This window comes from Pseudarthrobacter lactosi, assembly GCF_055412785.1.
In genome coordinates, this window is the sequence record NZ_JBVAYS010000001.1 from 1799906 (window position 1) to 1820613 (window position 20708).

General features: G+C 65.8%; 20 protein-coding genes and 1 riboswitch. Of the genes, 5 read left to right on the forward strand and 15 right to left on the reverse strand.

Going from position 1 to position 20708, the window contains the following annotated elements; all coding sequences use genetic code 11:
- Positions 1-80: 80 nt before the first annotated feature.
- Both ACZY0Q_RS08305 and ACZY0Q_RS08310 read left to right on the forward strand, forming a co-directional pair.
- Complete coding sequence (locus ACZY0Q_RS08305; RefSeq protein ID WP_463915782.1) at positions 81-1136, forward strand: alpha/beta fold hydrolase; 1056 nt, start codon at positions 81-83, stop codon at positions 1134-1136.
- 77 nt (positions 1137-1213) lie between these two features.
- Complete coding sequence (locus ACZY0Q_RS08310; protein WP_463915783.1) at positions 1214-1948, forward strand: GAF and ANTAR domain-containing protein; 735 nt, start codon at positions 1214-1216, stop codon at positions 1946-1948.
- Here ACZY0Q_RS08310 and ACZY0Q_RS08315 read toward each other — a convergent pair.
- The 4 genes from ACZY0Q_RS08315 to ACZY0Q_RS08330 all read right to left on the reverse strand — a co-directional run bounded on the left by ACZY0Q_RS08315 (position 1933) and on the right by ACZY0Q_RS08330 (position 3197).
- Positions 1933-2088 (reverse strand): hypothetical protein, encoded by a 156-nt coding sequence (locus ACZY0Q_RS08315; RefSeq protein WP_463915785.1) that lies wholly within the window; start codon positions 2086-2088, stop codon positions 1933-1935. The genes ACZY0Q_RS08310 and ACZY0Q_RS08315 overlap by 16 nt on opposite strands.
- A 67-nt stretch (positions 2089-2155) precedes the next feature.
- Complete coding sequence (locus ACZY0Q_RS08320) at positions 2156-2740, reverse strand: hypothetical protein (protein WP_463915786.1); 585 nt, start codon at positions 2738-2740, stop codon at positions 2156-2158.
- Positions 2737-2892: a hypothetical protein gene (locus tag ACZY0Q_RS08325; protein ID WP_463915788.1), complete on the reverse strand. Its 156-nt coding sequence runs from the start codon at positions 2890-2892 to the stop codon at positions 2737-2739. The genes ACZY0Q_RS08320 and ACZY0Q_RS08325 overlap by 4 nt, the downstream gene beginning before the upstream one ends.
- Positions 2892-3197, reverse strand: coding sequence for a hypothetical protein (locus ACZY0Q_RS08330; RefSeq protein ID WP_463915789.1), 306 nt, complete (start codon positions 3195-3197; stop codon positions 2892-2894). The genes ACZY0Q_RS08325 and ACZY0Q_RS08330 overlap by 1 nt, the downstream gene beginning before the upstream one ends.
- A 236-nt stretch (positions 3198-3433) precedes the next feature.
- Between ACZY0Q_RS08330 and ACZY0Q_RS08335 the strand changes: the two genes are divergently transcribed.
- Positions 3434-4174, forward strand: a complete 741-nt coding sequence (locus ACZY0Q_RS08335; protein ID WP_463915790.1) for an ANTAR domain-containing protein — start codon at positions 3434-3436, stop codon at positions 4172-4174.
- Between the two features lie 121 nt (positions 4175-4295).
- Positions 4296-5117, forward strand: a complete 822-nt coding sequence (locus tag ACZY0Q_RS08340; RefSeq protein WP_463916288.1) for an alpha/beta fold hydrolase — start codon at positions 4296-4298, stop codon at positions 5115-5117.
- A 43-nt stretch (positions 5118-5160) separates the two neighbouring features.
- Here ACZY0Q_RS08340 and ACZY0Q_RS08345 read toward each other — a convergent pair whose 3' ends face one another.
- From ACZY0Q_RS08345 to gcvP, 11 genes are all read right to left on the reverse strand, one after another.
- Entirely contained in the window at positions 5161-6780 is a 1620-nt protein-coding gene (locus ACZY0Q_RS08345) for an ABC transporter permease (protein WP_463915791.1), read from the reverse strand.
- Positions 6780-7694 (reverse strand): ABC transporter ATP-binding protein, encoded by a 915-nt coding sequence (locus tag ACZY0Q_RS08350; RefSeq protein WP_463915793.1) that lies wholly within the window; start codon positions 7692-7694, stop codon positions 6780-6782. Before ACZY0Q_RS08350 ends, ACZY0Q_RS08345 begins: the two co-directional genes overlap by 1 nt.
- Before the next feature lie 189 nt (positions 7695-7883).
- Positions 7884-8738: a formyltetrahydrofolate deformylase gene (purU, locus tag ACZY0Q_RS08355; RefSeq protein ID WP_463915794.1), complete on the reverse strand. Its 855-nt coding sequence runs from the start codon at positions 8736-8738 to the stop codon at positions 7884-7886.
- Positions 8739-10229 carry a D-serine/D-alanine/glycine transporter gene (gene cycA, locus ACZY0Q_RS08360; protein ID WP_463915795.1) on the reverse strand — a complete coding sequence of 497 codons (1491 nt, stop codon included), beginning with the start codon at positions 10227-10229 and terminating at the stop codon, positions 8739-8741.
- A complete protein-coding gene (locus tag ACZY0Q_RS08365; RefSeq protein ID WP_463915796.1) occupies positions 10219-11049 on the reverse strand; it encodes a methylenetetrahydrofolate reductase in 831 nt (276 codons plus the stop codon). Before ACZY0Q_RS08365 ends, cycA begins: the two co-directional genes overlap by 11 nt.
- Before the next feature lie 39 nt (positions 11050-11088).
- Positions 11089-12099 carry a lipoyl synthase gene (gene lipA / locus ACZY0Q_RS08370; RefSeq protein ID WP_463915798.1) on the reverse strand — a complete coding sequence of 337 codons (1011 nt, stop codon included), beginning with the start codon at positions 12097-12099 and terminating at the stop codon, positions 11089-11091.
- Positions 12100-12112: 13 nt separating this feature from the next.
- The gene (locus ACZY0Q_RS08375; protein WP_463915799.1) at positions 12113-13510 is read right to left on the reverse strand and encodes an L-serine ammonia-lyase; all 1398 of its coding nucleotides are present in this window, start codon (positions 13508-13510) and stop codon (positions 12113-12115) included.
- 254 nt (positions 13511-13764) lie between these two features.
- Positions 13765-15084, reverse strand: coding sequence for a serine hydroxymethyltransferase (gene glyA / locus ACZY0Q_RS08380; protein ID WP_463915800.1), 1320 nt, complete (start codon positions 15082-15084; stop codon positions 13765-13767).
- Positions 15081-15464 carry a glycine cleavage system protein GcvH gene (gcvH, locus tag ACZY0Q_RS08385; protein WP_463915802.1) on the reverse strand — a complete coding sequence of 128 codons (384 nt, stop codon included), beginning with the start codon at positions 15462-15464 and terminating at the stop codon, positions 15081-15083. The genes glyA and gcvH overlap by 4 nt, the downstream gene beginning before the upstream one ends.
- Positions 15465-15637: 173 nt before the next feature.
- A complete protein-coding gene (gene gcvT / locus ACZY0Q_RS08390; RefSeq protein WP_463915803.1) occupies positions 15638-16750 on the reverse strand; it encodes a glycine cleavage system aminomethyltransferase GcvT in 1113 nt (370 codons plus the stop codon).
- A 22-nt stretch (positions 16751-16772) separates the two neighbouring features.
- Positions 16773-19625 (reverse strand): aminomethyl-transferring glycine dehydrogenase, encoded by a 2853-nt coding sequence (gene gcvP / locus ACZY0Q_RS08395; RefSeq protein ID WP_463915805.1) that lies wholly within the window; start codon positions 19623-19625, stop codon positions 16773-16775.
- Positions 19626-19786: 161 nt separating this feature from the next.
- Positions 19787-19884: riboswitch (glycine riboswitch) on the reverse strand.
- A 618-nt stretch (positions 19885-20502) separates the two neighbouring features.
- On the opposite strand from gcvP, the gene ACZY0Q_RS08400 reads away from it, so the two are divergent.
- A complete protein-coding gene (locus ACZY0Q_RS08400) occupies positions 20503-20664 on the forward strand; it encodes a hypothetical protein (RefSeq protein WP_463916312.1) in 162 nt (53 codons plus the stop codon).
- The last annotated feature ends 44 nt before the right edge of the window (positions 20665-20708 follow it).

Here is a 20708-nt window from a genome sequence, read left to right on the forward strand (position 1 = left end):
CCGGCCGGCTAAGGCTGGCCACCAGGACAGACAATAGCTGCGAGAGTTGGGCCGCAGGTTCGCACCTTTGGAGGTGGGCCATGCCGCTACGCAGCTTCTTCCGCCGCACCCGTTCCGTCCCGGATGATCCGGCGCCCGATGATGCACGGCCGGGCCAGGCACCCCCGCGCCGTAAACGGCGCAGGCGGGGACTGCGGGTCATCGCCGCGGTGGCGCTGACGGTGCTGGGGCTGACGCTGGCCTCCACCCTGGCCAATCTGGTCATCGAAGGAGTTGAGCACTCAAACTCCACCCCTTATGGCGAACGTATCCAGATCGAGCAGGGGACCATCAACGTCTCCCGGACCGGCGAAACCGGCCCCACCCTGGTGCTGCTCACCGGACTTGGCACGCCGGCCCCGGCCCTAGACTTTGCGCCGCTGATCCGGGAATTGGACGGCTACCGGACGGTGGTTGTGGAGGGGTTCGGCTACGGCTACAGCGACATGACCGCCAGGCCTCGGACCATCGAGAACATCTCGGAGGAACTTCACGAGGTGCTCGCCAAACTCGGCATTACGGGCCCGTATGTTCTTGCGGGCCACTCGATCGCGGGCTTCACCACCTTGTACTACGCAAACAAATACCCCGCGGAAGTGTCCGCTGTGATCGGCATCGACGCTACCGTGCCGACCGCAACCCCGGCATCCCCGGGCTCTCCGGCACCGGCTGATGCGCCGCCGTCGGGCAATTTCTGGGAACGCATGCCGTCCACCACAGGCCTGGTCCGCTGGGCGGCGGCCTTGGGCATGACGGACCCGGACAGCAGCAGCTATACGCCGGCCGAAATAGCTCACATGCGCATGCTCACCGGCTGGAACTTCGGCAACGCGGCCGTGACCGACGAAACCAACCGGGTGGGCGAGAACGCCCTGAAACTGGAAGGCCTCAGCTACCCAAGCCAGATCCCGGTGCTGATGTTGCTGGCGCAGGAAACCCTGGACGAGCGGCCCGAGTGGGTGAGTCTCCATGAACGCCAGATGCTCAACGTCACGCGCCATGAGCTGGTGGTCCTTGACGGCCAGCACTACCTGCACTGGACCCAGTCCCAGGAGATGGCGAAAAGGATTGACGAGTTCCTGGGTAACACCCCGTAAATTTCGAAGGGCTCAACCCTGTGGCACCGCGCTGATGGAACGCTTGTGGGCACCATGCGTTCGGCTTAGATTTGGGCATGACCAATTCGCCCGAGCATGAGCTGCTCCTTGAGCTGCAGGACCTGATTATCGGCACGGGATCGGTGGCGGACTTCCTGGGCGGACTCTCCGCCATCGCAGCAGCCGCCCTGAGCCGCTCCGCCGGCGCAACGGTTGAATGCGGGGTCACCCTCAAGCTCGCCAGGAAGACCGCAACAGTGGGCGGCAGCACAGAGCGTGCCATCCATCTGGACCGCATCGAACAGGCCGTGGGCGAGGGGCCCTGCCTCGCAGCGTTGAAGGCAGGAACCCCTGTCCTGCTGGCCGATGTCCACAAGGACCCGCGCTGGCCCACCTATCAGAAACGCCTGATCGAAGAGGGCATCCACAGCGCCCTCGGCGTCCCCCTTGAGCTCGGTCAAAACGCGGCCGCCGTCCTGAACTTCTTCGCGCCGGCCACTGGCGTGTTCACCGAGGAGACCATCCGTGAAGCAGCCAGCTTCGCCGACGTTGCCGGCAATGCCGTCCGCCTGGCCGTCAGGGTGGGAACCGCCGAAAATGCCGCGGATGACCTGAGCGCGGCAATGATGAGCCGCACAGCCATCAACATTGCCAGCGGCATCATCATGGCCCAGAACCGCTGCAGCCAGACCGAGGCGATGGCCATCCTGATGAAGGTCTCCAGCCACCGGAACCAGAAGCTCCGCGACGTGGCCGACGAGATCGTCCGGAAGGTCTCGGGCGAGGAAGCCAGCACCTACTTCGACATGTAGGGCTGGGTTTGGTTGTCCGTCTGAAGTTCAGCCAGGCTCACGTGCCGGCCATCGTCCTCGGCCTTAGCGGCACGGAATTCGGCGAGGTCCGCCGCGTCGTCGAGCTGCTGCAGGCCTGCGACCTCTGGTTCAGAGTTCACACGCACAGTCTATTCCGCAGCATTTCGTACCGACGAGCACCAACGAACTCCGGGCCCGCGAGCGCGGTCACCTACCCTGACTGATCACGACGGTGCCGGAGCTGCACAACAACTGAAGCTCGTCGCCGCCAGCGGCCAGACTGCAGTTCTGGTCCTCCACCCGAGGCCATCCGGCGAGCTCGGGGGCTCTACGGTTCCACCTGTAGTGCGTATCGTCGTGTCGGGTGTAAATGTCCACGCTGTCGCCGTCGAAGTTGTCCTGGGTAATGAGGACCGACTGGCCGTCAGAAGCTTCCACCGTCACGTAGTCAGAGGCAATGGCAGCTGTGAGGATTGCGAAGAACAGAAAGAGTGCCACGTAGGGCACCGCGGCAGCTGCGGCCAGGCCGGTAGTCCAAGCCGCGGCGCGCCTCAGCTTGCGGCGGCGGATCCTACGAAGGAGTGCCGGGACCAAACAGATCAGACCTGCGGCGCCTCCCAGAAGAGCCAATACCCTTAACCACGCGCCGACACTCGCCACGGGCACCGCAACGAAGATGATGCGTTTCTCAATGGCGGCAGCGGCGGCCGCTCCCGCCGATGACTCGCCGCCCCATCCGATCAGGCAAGCCGTCAGGGCAAGAGCCGCACCCCATATCTCCCGCCGTTTCATAGGTCCGGAGTCCCCGCAGCCGCACTTGCCCGCCGGTGGTCCCGGACCTTCAGGGCGATGAAGACGATCAGTTCCAGGACCATCACAGCCGCCCACAGAACCACGGCGATGGCTCCCAGTGCCCGTCCAATGTCGCTGGCTTCGGAAGGCATCACAGTGCTTCGGCCTGCTTCGGTTCGCCTAAGGCTTTTCGGACCTTGGCGTCCCTGTAGACCGCGGTCCCCATGACGAGGAAGACTTCCAGGAAGGCAACGCCAAGCAAGGTCAGGACGGTCATCAGCGCAAGCGCGAACCCCATCATGCCGCCCGTCACGGCCATCGTCACAGCCGACAGGGGCAGGCCAGCTAGAAGAATCCAACGGGTCCAGCCGTACGCACGGCTGCCGGTGATGGCAAGGAAAGCGTGCACCAGCCAGAGGGCGCCGACGACGGCCGGAACCATGCTGAAAGGACTCACCTGGCAGCGCGCTCTTTGCTCCGGAAGTCTCTGGTCTGCGCAAGCGGCTCCCCCGCGTCCCCCAACGTCATGGCCCCAGCCTATCCTCACCGACGGCGGCACCGACCGCGGCGCAGGATCTGGAGCGAAGAAATCGCCTCCTGCTCCTCTGCAGGAAAAAGCGAGTACTCACTACTCGTGTACCTGCCCGCCGGGGCTCTTACGATGAGATCGTACCGACACATGAGGACTGGGGCATGATGATCGATCAACTGTTGGACTGGCGCGGCTCAGGCGTCCTGCTGGACATCCGTGGACACTCGGAAGCGGCATCGGCGTGTGCCCTTGCCCGGATCGCGGCTCCCGCCGTGAGCGACATGGCCGGCTCCCCCGTGGAGAGCACAGTGACCATCGTGCGGCCGGACGGGTCGCCCTTCACTGCGGCAACCACCGACGGCGCCGGCGGCCTTTCCCGCCGGGACCAGCTCGCCGGACGGGGCCCCACGTCGCGGGCACTGGGCGGCCGCCTGACCATCATTCTCAATGCCCACTCGCCGGACCAGCGCTGGGCTGAGTACCCGGCCGCCCTCAGGGCAGCCGGCTTCCGGTCCGCGGTGGCCGTGCCATTGCCGCTGGAACGCGGCTACCGGGCCGCACTGACGTTATATTCGGCGGAAACGAACGTGTTCACCCCGGTTGTGGCCAGCCAGACGCTGGCTTTCTCCGACGTGGCAGCCAAAAGCCTGGTCCTGGCCCTGCAGGTACGGGCGGGCCTGGCCCAATCCGCGGATCTCCGCGCAGCCATGGCCAGCCGCACCGCGATCAACACCGCCTGCGGCGTGATCATGGGCCAGAACGAGTGCTCCTACGAGGCGGCGATGCAGATCCTCACCGCCTCCTCGAGCCACCAAAAAGTGACCCTCCGCGACGTCGCCGAAAGAATGCTGTGCACCCTGCCCGGCGGCGTTCCGGCCACACACTTCCAGCAGCGCGGCTGAGCCGGCACCCGCCGTCGGGCATTACCTGTCCCGATGCCAGGAAGAGGGGATGCCCTCGCCGTAGTCTTGGACAGTGAGCAAGACTACGGTGATCCAAACACGCTTGGGTCCTGTGGAAGTCATGTACAGGGCCGGGGACAAGCCCGCTGTGTTGTTCTTCCCGGGAGGTCATTGCTCTGCGGCCAGTGATTGCGGTTGGAGCCTATACACGTCAGGAGGGCACGGGGTGCTGGCGTTTTCACGCCCCGGCTACGGGAACACGGATGTGGGACGCCTGAACGCCGCCGAGTTTGTTCCGGCGGTGGCCGAGTGCTGCGAGGCACTGGGAATCGATCAGTCCGCAGGGGCGGTTGGCGTTTCCTTCGGCGGCATGCAGGCTCTTCAGGCCGCATGGTCCCTGCCGGAGCTGGTGCCTCGGCTGGTCCTGCACAGCTGCGCCGCTTCGACGCGGGCATATCCAGACGCCCGCCTGGAATCAATGTTCGGCCCGTTGGCGTTCTCTCCGGCCCTGCAGGGCTTCACGTGGGCGACGGTGGCATGTTTGGTCGATTCCGATGCCGGGCTACGCCGGATGATCGGCCCACTGTCCAAGACGCCGGTGAACGACTGGTGGCATACCTGGTCCGCGGAGGACAAGGGCCGGGCACGGGAGCTGTTCCGGACGATGCGCTCCGGTAGTGGGTTCATCAACGATCTGCAGCAGGCCCGACCCGATCGTGCTTCCTACCGCCGACTGGTCCAAACCCGGACCACCTGTCCGACATTGGTGACCGCGTCACGCCAGGATGCCGGTGTCGCTTTCGCCCACGCAGAGGACTACGCCGACACTATTCCCGGGGCCACCCTCGTCGAACTGTCAGCGCCCAGCCACCTGTTCTGGCTCGGACCAGCACGGGACGAAGCCCAAGCAGCCGTCACTGACTTCATGGCATCCCGTGCCTAACCATCTCCTTTCGCACACAATGGCCCTCTAGCACGATGGCCCTTTAGGCGGTGAGGTCCCGCCGCTGGATGGAGTAGGCGGCCAGGCCGGCCATAGCGGCCGCGATGACGGCCATGGCCAGTGCCCCGGCCAGGTCGAAGGGTTCCACGGGCATGGCCGAGGAGTGCCGGAACGGGCTCACGTCCTGTAGCCACACCGGCAGGCCGAACAGCGCCCCGAATTCGCCCAGCACGAGTCCGGCGGCCAGCATCCCCCACCCCACCGGAATGCTGAGCCGCGGTGCCGCGCCGAAGACCACGGAGGCCGCCGCCAGGAACACCAGGGCCGCGGGGACGTGCGCCAGCGCAGCCGGCACCAGGGAAGCCGCGGGTCCATTGGCGGTGCCGGAGAGTCCCAGGCCGACGGCGGCAGAGACGCCGGCCGTTCCGGAGACCACCACCGCGGAGATGGCGGCGATCAACACGTTCGCGCCGAGCCACCGGCTCCGGGATGCCGGCGCGGCCAGAAGGAGCTCGGCTCTTCCTTCGGCCTCTTCTGCGCGCATCCGCAGAACCGCCTGAATGCCCGCAGCCGCCGCGAACACGCCGGCCACGCCAAACAGGGCGGTGATGAAAACATCGATCAGCCCGGCATGGCCGCCCGGCACGAGCCGGGAAATGAGTTCCTTCAACGGCGTGACACTGGACACGGTCTCGCTAACTAGGGGGCCGAGAGCGCCCGCCACGGCGCCCAATGTCGCTGCCCCGATACACCATCCGGCCAGGGTTGAGCGTTGCAGGCGCCAGGCCAGGCCCACGAAGGATGTGCCGCCGACTTCAGCCCGCTCCCTGCCCGCGCGCTGGGGCATGAGGCTGGCGCCCACATCCCGCCGTCGTCGGAGCAATACGGCAGCGGCTGCCAGGCCCAGCGCCGCCGTGAGAAGTACCAGCAACGCGAACAGGTCCGGGCTGGTGAACGGCCGTGAGCTCTGGCCCCAGCCGATGGGCGAGACCAGCGAGGGCCACGCACTGCTCACGTGCAGCAGGTCCGCCGCCGGGGTCCCCAGGGCGTCCCCGGCACCCCGGAGCAGATATGCCGCCCCGACCAGGCCTGCAGCGGCACCGTTCGCGCTCCTGCCCGAGGGCAGGACCTGGGCGATAACCGCGGCGAGGCCCACAAAGAAGACACCGACAGCACCGAGAGCGGCACCGGCCCCCGCTGAGCCGGGAACCGGCAGCCCGGCCGCGACAAAACCGGCGGCAACGGACACGGCCAGAAGCAGGTTCGCGGCCGCGCCCAGCAGAAGCGTCGCCGCCAGGGACGCTGCCCGCGGGAGCGGGACGGAGCCGAGGAGTTCGGCGCGTCCGAGCTCTTCATCGGTGCGGGTGTTCCGCACCACCAGGAACGTGCTCATCAGTCCTGCCAGGACCGCCGTGAACGCGTAGCCCTGGAAAAACACGACCGCCCCGACGCCGGTCCCGTCAGGCAGTCCGCGGAGGAAAAGAAACGCCGGATTCGATGCTGCCATGGTCAGGATGGCTGCCTGCGAGGGCTCGTCACCGAATTGCGTCACGACCGCGCTGGAGGTCGCAAAGCCGAGCAGAGCGATTCCCAGGATCCAGACCGGCAGCGCCACCCGGTCCCTGCGTGCCTGGAACAATGCCAGCTGCACCACACCGGGCATCACTTCACCTCACTACCGTTGCGGTCACTGTAGTGGCGCAGGAACAAGGACTCCAGGGAAGGCGGCGCGACGGTGAGGCCGCTGATCCCTGGCTCCGCGATGCCGGCCAGGACAGCACCGAGGTCGGCGGCATCGGCGTCGAACTCGGCGGCGGCGCCGTCGATGCTGATCCCGTGCATGCCGGGCAGCCCCGCCAGGCGCGCCGGATCGGCCAGTCCGGTGACCCGGAAATGCGTGCGTTTCAGGTGCCGGAGCTCACCCAGGGTCCCGGTCTCGACCGCCATTCCGGAACGGATGATGGTGATCCGGTCACAGAGCTGTTCGACCTCGCTGAGAATGTGGCTGGAGAGCAGGACGGTGGCCCCGTCCCTGCTGACACGTTCGATTTGGCCGCGAAACACAGCATCCATCACCGGGTCCAGGCCTGCGCTGGGCTCATCCAGCAGATACAGCCTGGCAGGGCGGGCGAACGCGGCGATCAGGGCGACTTTCTGCCGGTTGCCTTTCGAGTAGGTGCGGGCCTTCTTCCGCGGATCGAACTCAAACTCCTCGATGAGCTCACGGCGCAGTTTCCGGTCGGCGCCGCCGCGCAGGCCGGTGAGCAGATCGATGACTTCCCCGCCGGAAAGGTTCGGCCACAGACTCACATCACCCGCGACGTAGGCGATGTCCCGATGGGTGCTAACAGGATCGGACCAGGGATCCAGGCCGAAGACCCGGGCGGTCCCGGCGGTGGGGCGGATCAGGCCCAGAAGCACCCTCAGGGTGGTGGATTTGCCCGCACCGTTGGGGCCCAGGAATCCGTGGATTTCACCGGCGGCGACGCTGAGGTTCAGGCCGTCCAGGGCCCGTGTCCTGCCGAAGGCCTTGCTAAGACCGAGGGTCTCGATGACGGGTTGTGTTGATGCATTCATGAGCCGGCCGCTCCTCAGGTCATCACGCGAACACCCGAGGCGGTCGCCGGGGCGTTCCGCGGGCATTGCCCACGGGCCGACCAGGCTTCCCGGCTCTCCGATCCACAGCATACAAGCCCCCGAACGGACTCGGAAGACCGTCACGCACCCCGCCAGTCCGGAGGTGTACGCAAAACACTGGCAGGACGGTCAGCGCAGAACGACTGTCCGCCCGCCGTCGAGCATTACCCGGCCCTCACAGTGCCACCGCACCGCGTTGCTCAGCGCCTTGCACTCAGCGTCGCGGCCCACGCGGACCAGGTCGTCCGCCGTGTACGTGTGGTCCACGTCGATGACCTGCTGGGCGATGATCGGGCCCTCGTCCAGCTCGGCGTTGACGTAGTGCGCCGTGGCGCCCACGGTTTTCACTCCCCGGTCGTAGGCCTGGTGGTACGGCTTCGCACCCTTGAAGCTGGGCAGGAACGAGTGGTGGATGTTGATGGTTTTCCCCGTCAGCTTCGCCGACAGCTCATCGCTGAGGACCTGCATGTAGCGGGCCAGGACCACCAGTTCCACCTCGAACTCGTCCACGAGCTCCAGCAGGCGCGCTTCCTGCGCCGGCTTGGTCTCCTTGGTGACCGGGAGGTGGAAGAACGGGATGTCGTGCCACTTGACCAGCTCCTCGTGATCCGTGTGGTTGGAGACCACGGCCACGATTTCCACCGGCAGATCACCCGTGCGGGCCCGGAACAAAAGGTCGTTGAGGCAGTGTCCGAACTTGGACACCATCACCAGGACCCGGCGCTTGCGGCCGTGCGGCTCCAGCTGCCAGTTCATGGCCCACTCAGCGGCCAGCGGCTCGAAATCGCGGCGCAGCTCCTCCGTGCTGAAGGCCGCCTTCCCGGCCGCGAAATGCACCCGCATAAAGAACTGCTGGGCCTGGCGGTCACCGAAGTGCTTGGTGTCGATGATGTCGCAGTCGTGATCCAGCAGGTACCCGGTGACCGCGTGGACGATCCCCGGGGACTCCGCGCAGTTGACCGTCAGAACGTGTTCGGTTTCCACTTAGCCCTCCCGCGAAGCCTTCGCCTCGGCGAGCTCAGCCTCGGCGGCCTTCTCGTCCGCCACCACCTTCTCGCCGGCGAGGTCCTTCTGGAACTCCGCATAGCGGGCCAGGTGCGACGGGCGCTTGCGCAGGATGACCCAGGCGATGCCCAGCAGGACGAACCAGACGGGGGTGACCAGCAGCGCCACCAGCGTGTCCGGCTGCGTGGTCAGCGCCCACAGGACGAAGGCGAAGAACGCGAAGACCACCCAGACCATGGGGACGCCGCCGGGCATCTTGTACTTGGATGACTCGTGCAGGTGCGGGCGGCGTGAGCGGAACTTCAGGTAGCTGGCCAGGATGATGGACCAGACAAACACGAAGCAGACGGCGGACACGGTGGTGACCATGTCGAATGCTTTGCCGATGTCCGAGCCCGCGTACATCAGGATGACGCCGGAGAGCAGCAGGATGCAGGACAGGAACAAGGCGTTCTGCGGTACCTTGCGGGCGGACAGGCGGCTGAACACGGTGGGCGCGTCGCCCTCCTGGGCCAGGCCGTAGACCATGCGGGACGTGGAGTAGATGCCGGAGTTGGCCGAGGACATGGCCGAGCTGAGCACCACGAGGTTCACCACGGTGGCTGCGGCGCCGAGGCCGGCCAGGGAGAACATGGCGATGAACGGGCTGTGGCCGGCCTGGAACTGGGTCCAGGGCGTGACGGACATCAGGATGATGAGGGCGCCGACGTAGAAGAGCAGCACGCGGATGGGGATGGAGTTGATGGCCTTGGGCAGGTTCTTCTCCGGGTCCTTGGCTTCGGCGGCGGTGGTGCCTACGAGCTCAATACCCACAAAGGCGAAGACGGCGATCTGGAAGCCGGCAACAAAGCCCATGAATTCGTTCGGGAACATCCCGCCGTGGCTCCACAGGTTCGTGAAGGTGGCCGGGCCGGCGTCGGACTGGAAACCGCTGAAGATCATAAACAGGCCCACGATGATGAGCGCGGCGATGGCGATGATCTTGATCAGCGCGAACCAGAACTCGGTCTCACCGAACGCCCGCACCGTTGCGAGGTTCAGGAGGAGCAGGATGGCGATGGTGACCAGGCCGGGGATCCACAGCGGCAGCGAGGGCCAGAGTTCCTTCGAGTAGCCGGCGATGGCGATCACGTCCGCGATCCCGGTGATCACCCAGCAGAACCAGTAGGTCCATCCGGTGAAGAAGCCGGCCCACGGGCCCAGCAGGTCGGCCGCGAAGTCGCTGAAGGACTTGTAGTTCAGGTTGGACAGCAGCAGTTCGCCCATGGCCCGCATGACGAAGAACAGCATGAAGCCGATGATCATGTAGACGAAAATGACGGACGGGCCAGCAGCCGAGATGGTCTTGCCTGAGCCCATGAACAGGCCGGTGCCGATGGCGCCGCCAATGGCGATCAGCTGGATGTGCCTGTTGCTGAGCTGGCGTTCAAGGTGTGGAGTCTGGGGGGAAACGGTGGTCTTACTGCTCACGTGCTGCTCCTCGAATCAATGCTGGCTGGAGTGCCGTTGGGGATGATGCGTGGCCCGCTTCATTGGGGACCGCATCGAGGTTGTTGAAGCTGTAAAGATGGATGCCTGCGAGGCCGGGCTGGCTTTCGAGCCCGGCCACCAGGGTGTGGGGTGAGTAGCGGTCGCCGCTGAGCAGCTTGCGCGCCAGCGTTCCTTTGCTGCTGAGGAACTTCAGGGAACTTCCGACGCCGATCTGCGTGGCAAGTGCCAGCAGCTTGGTCCGCGGGACGGACCCCGCCACGCCCGCCCAGACGGGCAGGTCCACGCCTTCGCGGCGCAGGAGCGCCGCGTAGTCGAGGATTTTGGGCGCGTCGAAGCACATCTGGGTGACCACGTGGGTGGCCAGGTCCTTCTTGTCCTGCAGGGCATCGAGCAGGTCCAGCGCGGCCACGGTCGGGTGGCCTTCCGGGTAGCCTGCCACGCCGGCGCGCATCCGGCCGCCGGTGTACTGGGCGATGTCCTCGAGCAGCGGCAGGGCTGAGCCGTACGGGCCCGCGGGCTGCTTCCGGTCGCCGCCGATCACAAACACCTCGCCGATGCCCGCGCCGTCGCAGTCCCGCATGATCCGGGTCAGTTCGGCCCGGTCATGGATGCTGCGCGCGGCCAGGTGCGGGATGACGGTGTAGCCGAGCGTGCTCAGTTCCACCGACGTGCGCATGGTCCGCTCAATGCCGTGGTGCGGCAGGCACGTCATGGTCAGCGTGGTGGTCAGCGGAACCAGCGCCTGGACCTGCTCAACGATCCCGGTTGAGGGGATGATTTCGATTCTTGTAGGGAGCATCTTCGGTCCTTTCCTGATATCGGCTCTGAAAACGGGCGGTCAGCTGGCCTGGGCTGCCAGGAGTGAGCTGGCTTCCTGGCGGGTGCTGCCGGAGGACTCGATGTGGGCGAGCTGGGCGGGGATTTCCCAGCCCTTCTTGCGCATCGCGGTGGCCCAGAGCCGGCCGGCCCGGTACGAGGAACGGACCAGCGGCCCACTCATCACGCCGAGGAAGCCGATCTCCTTGGCCTCGTCCTGGAGGTCCACGAACTCCTGCGGCTTGACCCACCGGTCCACCGGCAGGTGCCGCTCGGACGGGCGCAGGTACTGGGTGATGGTGATCAGGTCACAGCCGGCCTCATGCAGGTCCCGCAGCGCCTCGGAGATCTCCTCACGGGTCTCGCCCATGCCCAGGATCAGGTTCGACTTCGTCACCATGCCCAGGGCCCGGCCCTGGGTGATGACATCGAGGGACCGCTCATACCGGAACGCCGGCCGGATCCGCTTGAAAATCCTCGGCACGGTCTCGACGTTGTGCGCGAAGACCTCGGGCTTGGAATCGCAGATCGCCTCGATGTGCTCGGGCTTGCCGGAGAAGTCAGGGATCAACAGTTCGACGCCGGTGCCCGGGTTCAGCTCGTGGATCTTCCGGACCGTCTCGGCGTAGAGCCACACACCCTCGTCGGCCAGGTCATCACGGGCCACACCCGTCACGGTGGCGTAGCGCAGTTGCATGGCCAGGACCGAGCGGGCCACCTTCGTGGGCTCGAACATGTCCACCGGGGACGGCTTGCCCGTGTCGATCTGGCAGAAATCACAGCGGCGCGTGCATTCGGACCCGCCGATCAGGAACGTGGCTTCCTTGTCTTCCCAGCACTCGAAGATGTTGGGGCAGCCGGCCTCCTCACACACCGTGTGCAGGCCTTCCTTCTTGACCAGGTTCTTGAGCTGGACGTACTCGGGTCCCATCTGGACCTTCGCCTTGATCCATTCCGGCTTCCGCTCCACAGGTACTGCAGAGTTCCGCTGCTCAACGCGCAGCAGCTTCCGGCCTTCTGGTGCCAGTGTCATCAGTTCTCTTCCCTTAGCATTCCACTACGTTGACGGCGAGGCCGCCCATGGCTGTTTCCTTGTATTTGGAGCTCATGTCCCTGCCGGTCTCGCGCATGGTCACGATCACCTCGTCCAGGGAAACGCGGTGCGTTCCGTCCCCCCACAGCGCCATCTTGGCGGCGTTGATGGCCTTCGCCGCCGCGATCGCGTTGCGTTCGATGCACGGCACCTGGACCAGCCCGCCGATCGGATCGCACGTCAGGCCCAGGTTGTGTTCCATCGCGATCTCCGCCGCGTTTTCCACCTGTTGGGGGGTGCCGCCCAGCACCTCGGCGAGGGCACCGGCCGCCATGGACGACGCCGATCCCACCTCGCCCTGGCAGCCCACCTCGGCGCCCGAAATGGACGCCTGTTCCTTGTACAGCACCCCGATGGCACCGGCCGTGAGCAGGAACTTGACCACAACGTCGTCGCGGTCTTCCTGCGTGGCCTTGTCCATCCCGGGTGCGAAATGCAGTGCGTAGTAGAGGACTGCCGGGATGATCCCCGCGGCGCCGTTGGTGGGCGCCGTGACAACCCGGCCGCCGGACGCGTTCTCCTCGTTCACTGCCAGGGCGATGAGGTTCACCCATTCCTGCCAGTACTTCGGGTCCCGGTCCTTGTCCTCCTTTTCGAGCCGCTCATGCCAGTCCGGAGCACGACGGCGGACCTTCAGTCCGCCGGGCAGCAGCCCCTCGCGCTTGAGGCTGGTTGCCACACACTCCTCCATGACGGAGTAGATGTGCAGCAGGCCTTCGCGGATCTCCTGTTCGGTGCGGGAAGCGCGCTCGTTGACGAACATGATCTCGCCGATGGACAGGCCCTTGGACTGGCACCGGCCCAACAGCTCGGCCGCGGTGCGGAACGGCAGCGGAAGTTCCTTTTTGGACTCGTCCAGTTCCTTCAGGGCCGCGTCCTCTTCGCCTTCACGGACAATGAAGCCACCGCCCACGGAGAAGAACGTGGCCTTGTGCAGGACTTCGCCTGCCTCGTCGCTGACTGTGAAGGTCATGCCGTTGGTGTGCCGCGGCAGGACAGTGAGCGGGCGCAGGATGATGTCCTTGACGCCGTACGGCAGGGGCACGGACCCGGCGAGCTGAAGGGTGCCGGTTTCGCCGATCGCGGCGAGCCGCTCCTCCACCTCAGCCGGCAGGATCTTTTCAGGGTGGAAACCCTCCAGGCCCAGCAGGATGGCCGTCATGGTGCCGTGGCCGTGGCCAGTTGCTGCGAGCGACCCATACAGGTCCACCCGCAGCCAGGCCACCTTGTCCAGGCTGCCGGAGCCCTTGACCTCTTCAGCAAACACCGCGGCAGCGCGCATCGGCCCAACGGTATGAGAGCTCGAAGGCCCGATCCCGACGGAGAACAAATCAAAGACTCCAACGGCCATGTGCGTTTCCTAACTAAAGTAAGTGGTCGGACGGGAGGGGGCCGGACATCCTCTGCATGCCTTGGGCCCACGCCGTCCGGGTTCCCTGACCGAGCTTGCGAGGTTAGGGGGGACGGTGGGGTGCATGCTGCCGGATCCCCGGCCCCCTCCGAGGGTCCTGCTGGACACGGTTTTCGAAAGCGTGCGTCAGAGCGACGTAGGAGCAGCACGCGTGAAAACTGTGGCCATCAGGACCCGGAGCCAGCCCGGGAAAATCAGCTGAGCGCTGTGACGGACGGGTAAAGCGGGTGGGCGGAGGCGAGTGCCTCTACCCGGTGACGCAGATCCGAAAGGTCCGCGTCGGCGTCGACAATCAATGCCTCGGCGATGATGTCCGCAACTTCACGGAAGGCTGCCTCGCCGAACCCGCGGGTGGCCAGCGCGGGGGTGCCGATCCGGAGGCCGGAGGTGACCATCGGCGGGCGCGGGTCGAACGGTACGGCGTTGCGGTTGACGGTGATGTCAATCGCGGCCAGGCGGTCTTCGGCCTGCTGGCCGTCCAGCTCGCAGTTGCGCAGGTCAACGAGGACCAGGTGCACGTCGGTGCCGCCGGAGATCACGTTGATGCCCTTGGCGGTGACGTCCGGCTGGACCAGGCGGTCGGCCAGGATACTGGCGCCTGCAAGGACGCGCTCCTGGCGTTCCTTGAACTCAGGCGTTGCTGCGATCTTGAAGGCCACAGCCTTGCCGGCGATGACGTGCTCCAGCGGGCCGCCCTGCTGTCCGGGGAAGACAGCGGAGTTGATCTTCTTGGCGATCGCGGCGTCGTTGGAGAGGATGATGCCGCCGCGCGGACCGGCGAGGGTCTTGTGCGTGGTGGACGTGGTGACGTGGGCGTGCGGCACCGGGCTTGGGTGCAGGCCAGCTGCCACCAGGCCGGCGAAGTGCGCCATGTCCACCATCAAGAAGGCACCCACCAGGTCAGCGATCCGGCGGAACTCGGCGAAGTCGAGCTGGCGTGCGTAGGCCGACCAGCCGGCAACGATCAGCTGCGGCTTGTGTTCCAGCGCCAGGCGCTCCACCTCGGCCATGTCAATGGTGTGGGTGTCTTCGCGGACCTGGTACGGGACCACGTTGTAGAGCCGGCCGGAGAAGTTGATCTTCATGCCGTGGGTGAGGTGGCCGCCGTGGGCCAGGTTCAGGCCCATGATGGTATCGCCCGGCTTGATCAGCGCGTGCATGACCGAGGCGTTGGCCTGGGCGCCGGAGTGCGGCTGCACGTTGGCGAACTCGGCACCGAACAGGGCCTTCACCCGGTCGATGGCCAGCTGCTCGATGACGTCCACGTGTTCGCACCCGCCGTAGTAGCGCTTGCCCGGGTAGCCCTCGGCGTACTTGTTGGTCAGGACCGAGCCCTGCGCCTGCATCACGGCAACGGCCGTGTGGTTCTCGGAGGCGATCATTTCCAGGCCATTGCGCTGGCGGCCCAGTTCGTCGTCGATCTTGGCCGCGATCTCCGGGTCCAGCACCGACAGGTCGGTATCCAGGCTCGCTGAGACTACCTGCTCAAAGACGGTTTCGGTTGTGGCGCTCACAGTTCGCCACCGTTGACTTCGGCGTATTCCTGAGCGGAGAGCAACGGGCCCTCGGACTCGACGGTGACCTTGAACAGCCAGCCGGCACCGTAGGGATCGGAGTTGATCAGTGCGGGATCGCTCACGGCGCCGTCATTGATTTCCGTGACCTCGCCTGTGACCGGGGAGTACAGGTCGGAAACGGACTTGGTGGACTCGATCTCGCCGCAGGTCTCCCCCGCGGTCACCGTGGAGCCAACCTCGGGCAGGTCCACGTAGACGATGTCGCCCAGCGCCTCAGCGGCAACAGCGGACACGCCAACAACGGACGGCCCGGAGCCATCAGTGGAGATCCACTCGTGCTCGGCGGAGTACTTCAGTTCAGCGGCAACCTTAGCCATGTTGTGTATTCCTTAAGTTTGGAGTTCAAAAGTGAGAGAGCGTTCGCCCAAACACCGCAATAAGTGAGAGAGCGTTTGGCGGGGCCGGCGGGCGGGGGTTTTCGAAAGCGTGCGTCAGAGCGACGAAGGAGCAGCACGCGTGAAAACTCCGGCCTGCCGGTTCCGGACTTGGGCTACTTTTGGCGCTTGTAGAACGGCAGGGCGACAACCTCGAACGGTTCTGCCTTGCCGCGCAGGTCGATGTCCAGGGCGGTGCCAATCTCGGCGTGCTCGACGTCGACATAGGCCATCGCGACCGGGTAGCCGAGGGTGGGGCTGGGCTGGCCGGAGGTGACTTCGCCAACCACGGCACCGTTCTTGAGCACCGGGTAGTGACCGCGGCCGGCACGACGTCCCAGGCCCTTCAAGCCCACAAGCTTACGCTTGGATCCGGCTTCCTTGGCGGCTTCCAGGGCAGAGCGGCCCACGAAGTCGCCTTCCTTGCTCTTGAGTGCCACAACGCCACCCAGGCCGGCGTCGAACGGTGAGCGTTCGAGCGAAAGCTCGTTGCCGTAGAGCGGCATGCCGGCTTCGAGGCGGAGCGAATCGCGTGAGGCGAGGCCGCACGGAACGATGCCGAACTCGGCCCCTGCTTCGGCGACGGACGCCCACAGGGAGGCGGCGCCGTCGTTCGCTACGAAGAGCTCGAAGCCGTCCTCGCCGGTGTAGCCGGTGCGGGCCAGGATGACGTTGTGGCCGGCCACGGTGAGCTCGTTGAACGCGTAGTACTTCAGGTCGGTGACCAGTGCGTGCTGGGCCTCGTCGGTCAGCTTGAGCAGGATGGCCTCGGCCTTGGGGCCCTGGACCGCGATCAGCGAGGTGATGGCGGAGGCGTCCTCCACCTTCACGTTGAACGCCACGGCGCGTTCGGCCAGGGCGACGGCGACGGTGGGGGCGTTGCCCGCGTTGGGGACCACGAGGTACTTCTCGTCGCCGAAGCGGTAGACGATGAGGTCATCGATGATGCCGCCGTCGGCGTCGCAGATGAGCGAGTACTTGGCCTTGCCGTCCGCGATGGCGGAGAGCTTGCCCACCAGCGCGTAGTCCAGGAACGCGCCGGCTTCCAGGCCGGTGACCCAGACTTCGCCCATGTGGGAGAGGTCGAACAGGCCGGCGGCCTTGCGCACCGCGTGGTGCTCGGCCAGCTCGGAGCTGTACTTCAGGGGCATCTGCCAGCCACCGAAATCGGTGAAGGAAGCGCCGAGTTTCTTGTGCTCTTCGTAAAGAGCGGTGTAGTTCTCAGTCATTATGAAAGCCTTTCACACGAAACTAGTTCGCGAATTCCTCGATGGGCGGGCAGGAGCAGATGAGGTTGCGGTCTCCGGCGGCGCCGTCGATGCGGCCGACGGGCGGGAAGTACTTGTCTTGCTTGAGCGAGGCGAGCGGGAAGGCGGCCTGCTCACGCGGGTAGGCCCGGGTCCAATCGGAACTCACGACGGCGGACGCGGTGTGGGGTGCGTGGCGCAGCGGGCTGTTCTCCACGCTGAAGTCGCCGTTGGCCACCTGGTCGATTTCCTTCCGGATGGTGATCATCGCATCGATGAACCGGTCGATCTCCACCAGATCCTCGGACTCCGTGGGCTCCACCATCAGCGTGCCCGCAACCGGGAACGCCAGGGTGGGGGCGTGGAAGCCGTAATCGATCAGACGCTTGGCCACATCTTCCGCGGTGACGCCGGTCTTCGCCGTCAGCTCGCGCAGGTCCAGGATGCACTCGTGCGCCACCAGACCGCCCTCGCCCGTGTAGAGGACCGGGAAGTACTCGTTCAGCCGTGCGGCAACATAGTTTGCCGCGAGCAGCGCGGACTTCGTGGCCTCGGTCAGGCCCTCGGCACCCATCAGCTTCACGTACGCCCACGAGATGGGCAGGACACCGGCGGAGCCGTAGTTGGACGCTGAGATGGCCACGCCGTGACCGGACTCGTGCGCTGCTTTGTTGGCGTCACTTGGCATAAAGGGTGCCAGATGGGCCTTCGCTGCGACCGGGCCAACACCCGGTCCGCCGCCACCGTGGGGGATGCAGAAGGTCTTGTGCAGGTTCAGGTGCGAGACGTCGCCGCCGAACTTGCCCGGCTGCGCCAGACCGACGAGCGCGTTCAGGTTGGCGCCATCCACGTAGACCTGGCCGCCGGCCGCGTGCACGGCGTCGCAGATTTCGGTCACGTCGGCGTCGTAGACGCCGTGGGTGGAAGGGTAGGTGATCATGATGGCCGAAAGGACGTCCCTGTGGGCCTCGATCTTGGCGTACAGGTCAGCGTGATCGATGCTGCCGTCCGCAGCTGTGGCAACAACAACAACCTTCATTCCGGCGAGGACGGCCGAGGCGGCGTTGGTACCGTGGGCCGAGGCCGGGATCAGGCAGACCGTGCGCTGGTCATCACCGCGGGAGAGGTGGTAGCCGCGGATCGCCAGCAGGCCGGCGAGCTCGCCCTGGGAACCCGCGTTCGGCTGCAGGGACACCTGGTCGTAGCCGGTGATTTCCGCGAGGTCAGCTTCCAGCCCGCCGATGAGCTCGCGCCAGCCCACGGTCTGGGAGTCCGGGGCGAACGGGTGGATGGAGGCGAACTCCGGCCAGGAAATGGCTTCCATCTCCGCCGTGGCGTTCAGCTTCATGGTGCACGAACCCAACGGGATCATGGTCCGGTCCAGCGCCAGGTCCCGGTCGCTCAGCCTGCGGATGTAACGCAGCAGCTGGGTTTCGGAACGGTGCGTGTTGAACACCGGGTGCTGCAGGTACTCGGAGGAACGGAGGACCGATTCGGGCAGCTCAAAGCCCTTCGCGTCCACCACGGGACCGGCACCGAAGGCGACGGCAATCGCGGAGAGGACATCCGTCGTCGTGGTTTCATCAGCGGAGACGCCGATGGTGTCCTCGTCGATGCGGCGCAGGTTGATCCCGCGTGCTTCGGCGGCGGCGATGACCTTGGCGGCCTTGCCCGGGACGCGGACGGTGACGGTGTCGAAGAAGGTCTCGGTGACCAGTTCGCGGCCGGCGACCTTCAGCGTGGTGGCCAGCGTGCGGGCGTTGTGGTGGACGCGCTCGGCGATTGCCTTGAGGCCGTCGGGGCCGTGGTAGACGGCGTAGAAGGAGGAGACGATGGCCAGCAGCGCCTGCGCGGTGCAGATGTTGGACGTGGCCTTCTCACGGCGGATGTGCTGCTCACGGGTCTGCAGCGCCAAACGGTAGGCCGGGACCCCGGCGTTGTCCTTGGAGACACCGACGAGGCGGCCGGGCATGGACCGCTCCAGGCCCTTCGCCACCGCCATGTACGCCGCGTGCGGGCCGCCGAAGAACAACGGCACCCCAAACCTCTGGGTGGAGCCGACGGCGATATCCGCGCCCTGCTCCCCCGGAGGGGTGATCAGCGTCAAGGCCAACAGGTCAGCAGCAACCGTCACGAGCGCGCCGCGCTCCTTGGCTGCGGCGATGACGTCGGCGTGGTTGAAGACCCGGCCGGACACGCCGGGCTGCTGCAGGACAATGCCGTTGATGACACCCTCGGGCAGGCCCGTCGACAGGTCAGCGACCTCCACCTCGAAACCGAGGGCCTCGGCGCGGCCCTTCACGATCGCGATGGTCTGCGGCAGGCAATCGGCATCCAGGACCGTCTTGCCGTCGCGGGCGTCCTTGTTCTTGTTCGCCCGGCGCATCATCAGCACGGCCTCGGCCACGGCGGTGGCCTCATCCAGCAGCGAGGCGTTCGCGATCGGCAGGCCCACGAGGTCCTGGACCATGGTCTGGAAGTTCAGCAAAGCCTCGAGCCGGCCCTGCGAAATCTCCGGCTGATACGGCGTGTACGCGGTGTACCAGGCCGGGGCCTCGAGGATGTTGCGGCGGATCACCGCGGGCGTGACGGTGTCGTAGTAGCCCTGGCCGATCATCTGCACGGCCGTCTTGTTCTTCGACGCGAGCTTGCGGAGTTCGGCAAGGACCTCAACCTCGCTGAGGGCGTCCTTGAGGGCCAGCGGCTTGGCCTGGCGGATGGAGTCGGGGACGGCAACGTCCACGAGGCCGTCGACGCTGTCATAGCCAACGGCTTTGAGCATGGTGTCGATATCGGCCTGGCGGCGGGCACCGATATGCCGATCCGCGAAGGTGGTTGGTGCTGACTGAACGGTCATGAAGGAACTCCATAATTCAGGTGGCGTGCTGGGTACGCCACATTGATTCGGGTTCCTCCCCGCTCTGTATTGGACCTGAGAGTTTCCGCACCCCCATTGCTTTCGCAGGGTGGCGCTTGCACCGTCGGTGAGCCCGTTGCCGGACTACTTTCCAGAGTTGCCTAACCGCGGCGGTACGTGGGCCTGAGAGATTCCCGGAGAGGATTTGCTCCTACGGCGCCTGCTGAACGTACCGGCAGGACTCTCCCGCCGCAGATCAAAAGCATGTGCCACTTCATCAGTGACACGTCTCACAGGTTAGCCCGATTCCGGGCCGCGTGCAAGATTTCGAGTGGCAACGGCGTCGCATCACCATCGATTGCTCCGTAGGGGCCCTTCTGAACCCTCAAAACGGCCCCTACGGAGCAATCGATGAGAAATCGGGGTCTGGCGTGGGAAGACGACCGCTGGTAGCTTGCGCCGGTTCGCGGCCGGTCGATGTCAGGACGCTGGCTTCCAGATGTCCAACTCAGCCCAGTTGGCGGGAAATCCCATGCTCACGCTCGGAGAGATGAGTTGCGACCCGTCTGGCGCTCGAAGCTCAATGTCGAGTTTTCTGACCTGAGTCTTGAAAGTCAGATGCCAGCCAGAGCCGCTCGTGTGTGACCGGAGCATGAACGCCAGAGTGGCCGCATAAATATAAAGCCTCTGATGCGGTTTGGGCGTGGCCGTGAAGCTTGGCTCGAGCAGGTGTGCAAGCAAGTCACCATCTGTCTCGTGTGCCTTGAGCGAGAGCGCTCGTTTGAAAGCTCGGTTGAAGAGACGAGAGCCGTGCGCGCAGGCATGTCGAAAGTCGACCAGTATTGCACCAAAGGGTCGAGGATGGACGAACCCGAACATGCGGGCCACCGTCCCCCTGGCCGCCGGTGTTCTTGCCTTCGCCGGGGTCGTACTGTCCCCGGCAGCCGGCGCTGTGCTGATGTCCGTGTCCACGATCGTGGTGGCCCTGAACGCCCAGCTGCTGCGGAGGGTGAAACTCAATCCCGCCCAGGTACGTTGAACCAGAAATGCTGACCGGCAGGAAAACTCCTGCCGGTAGGCTTA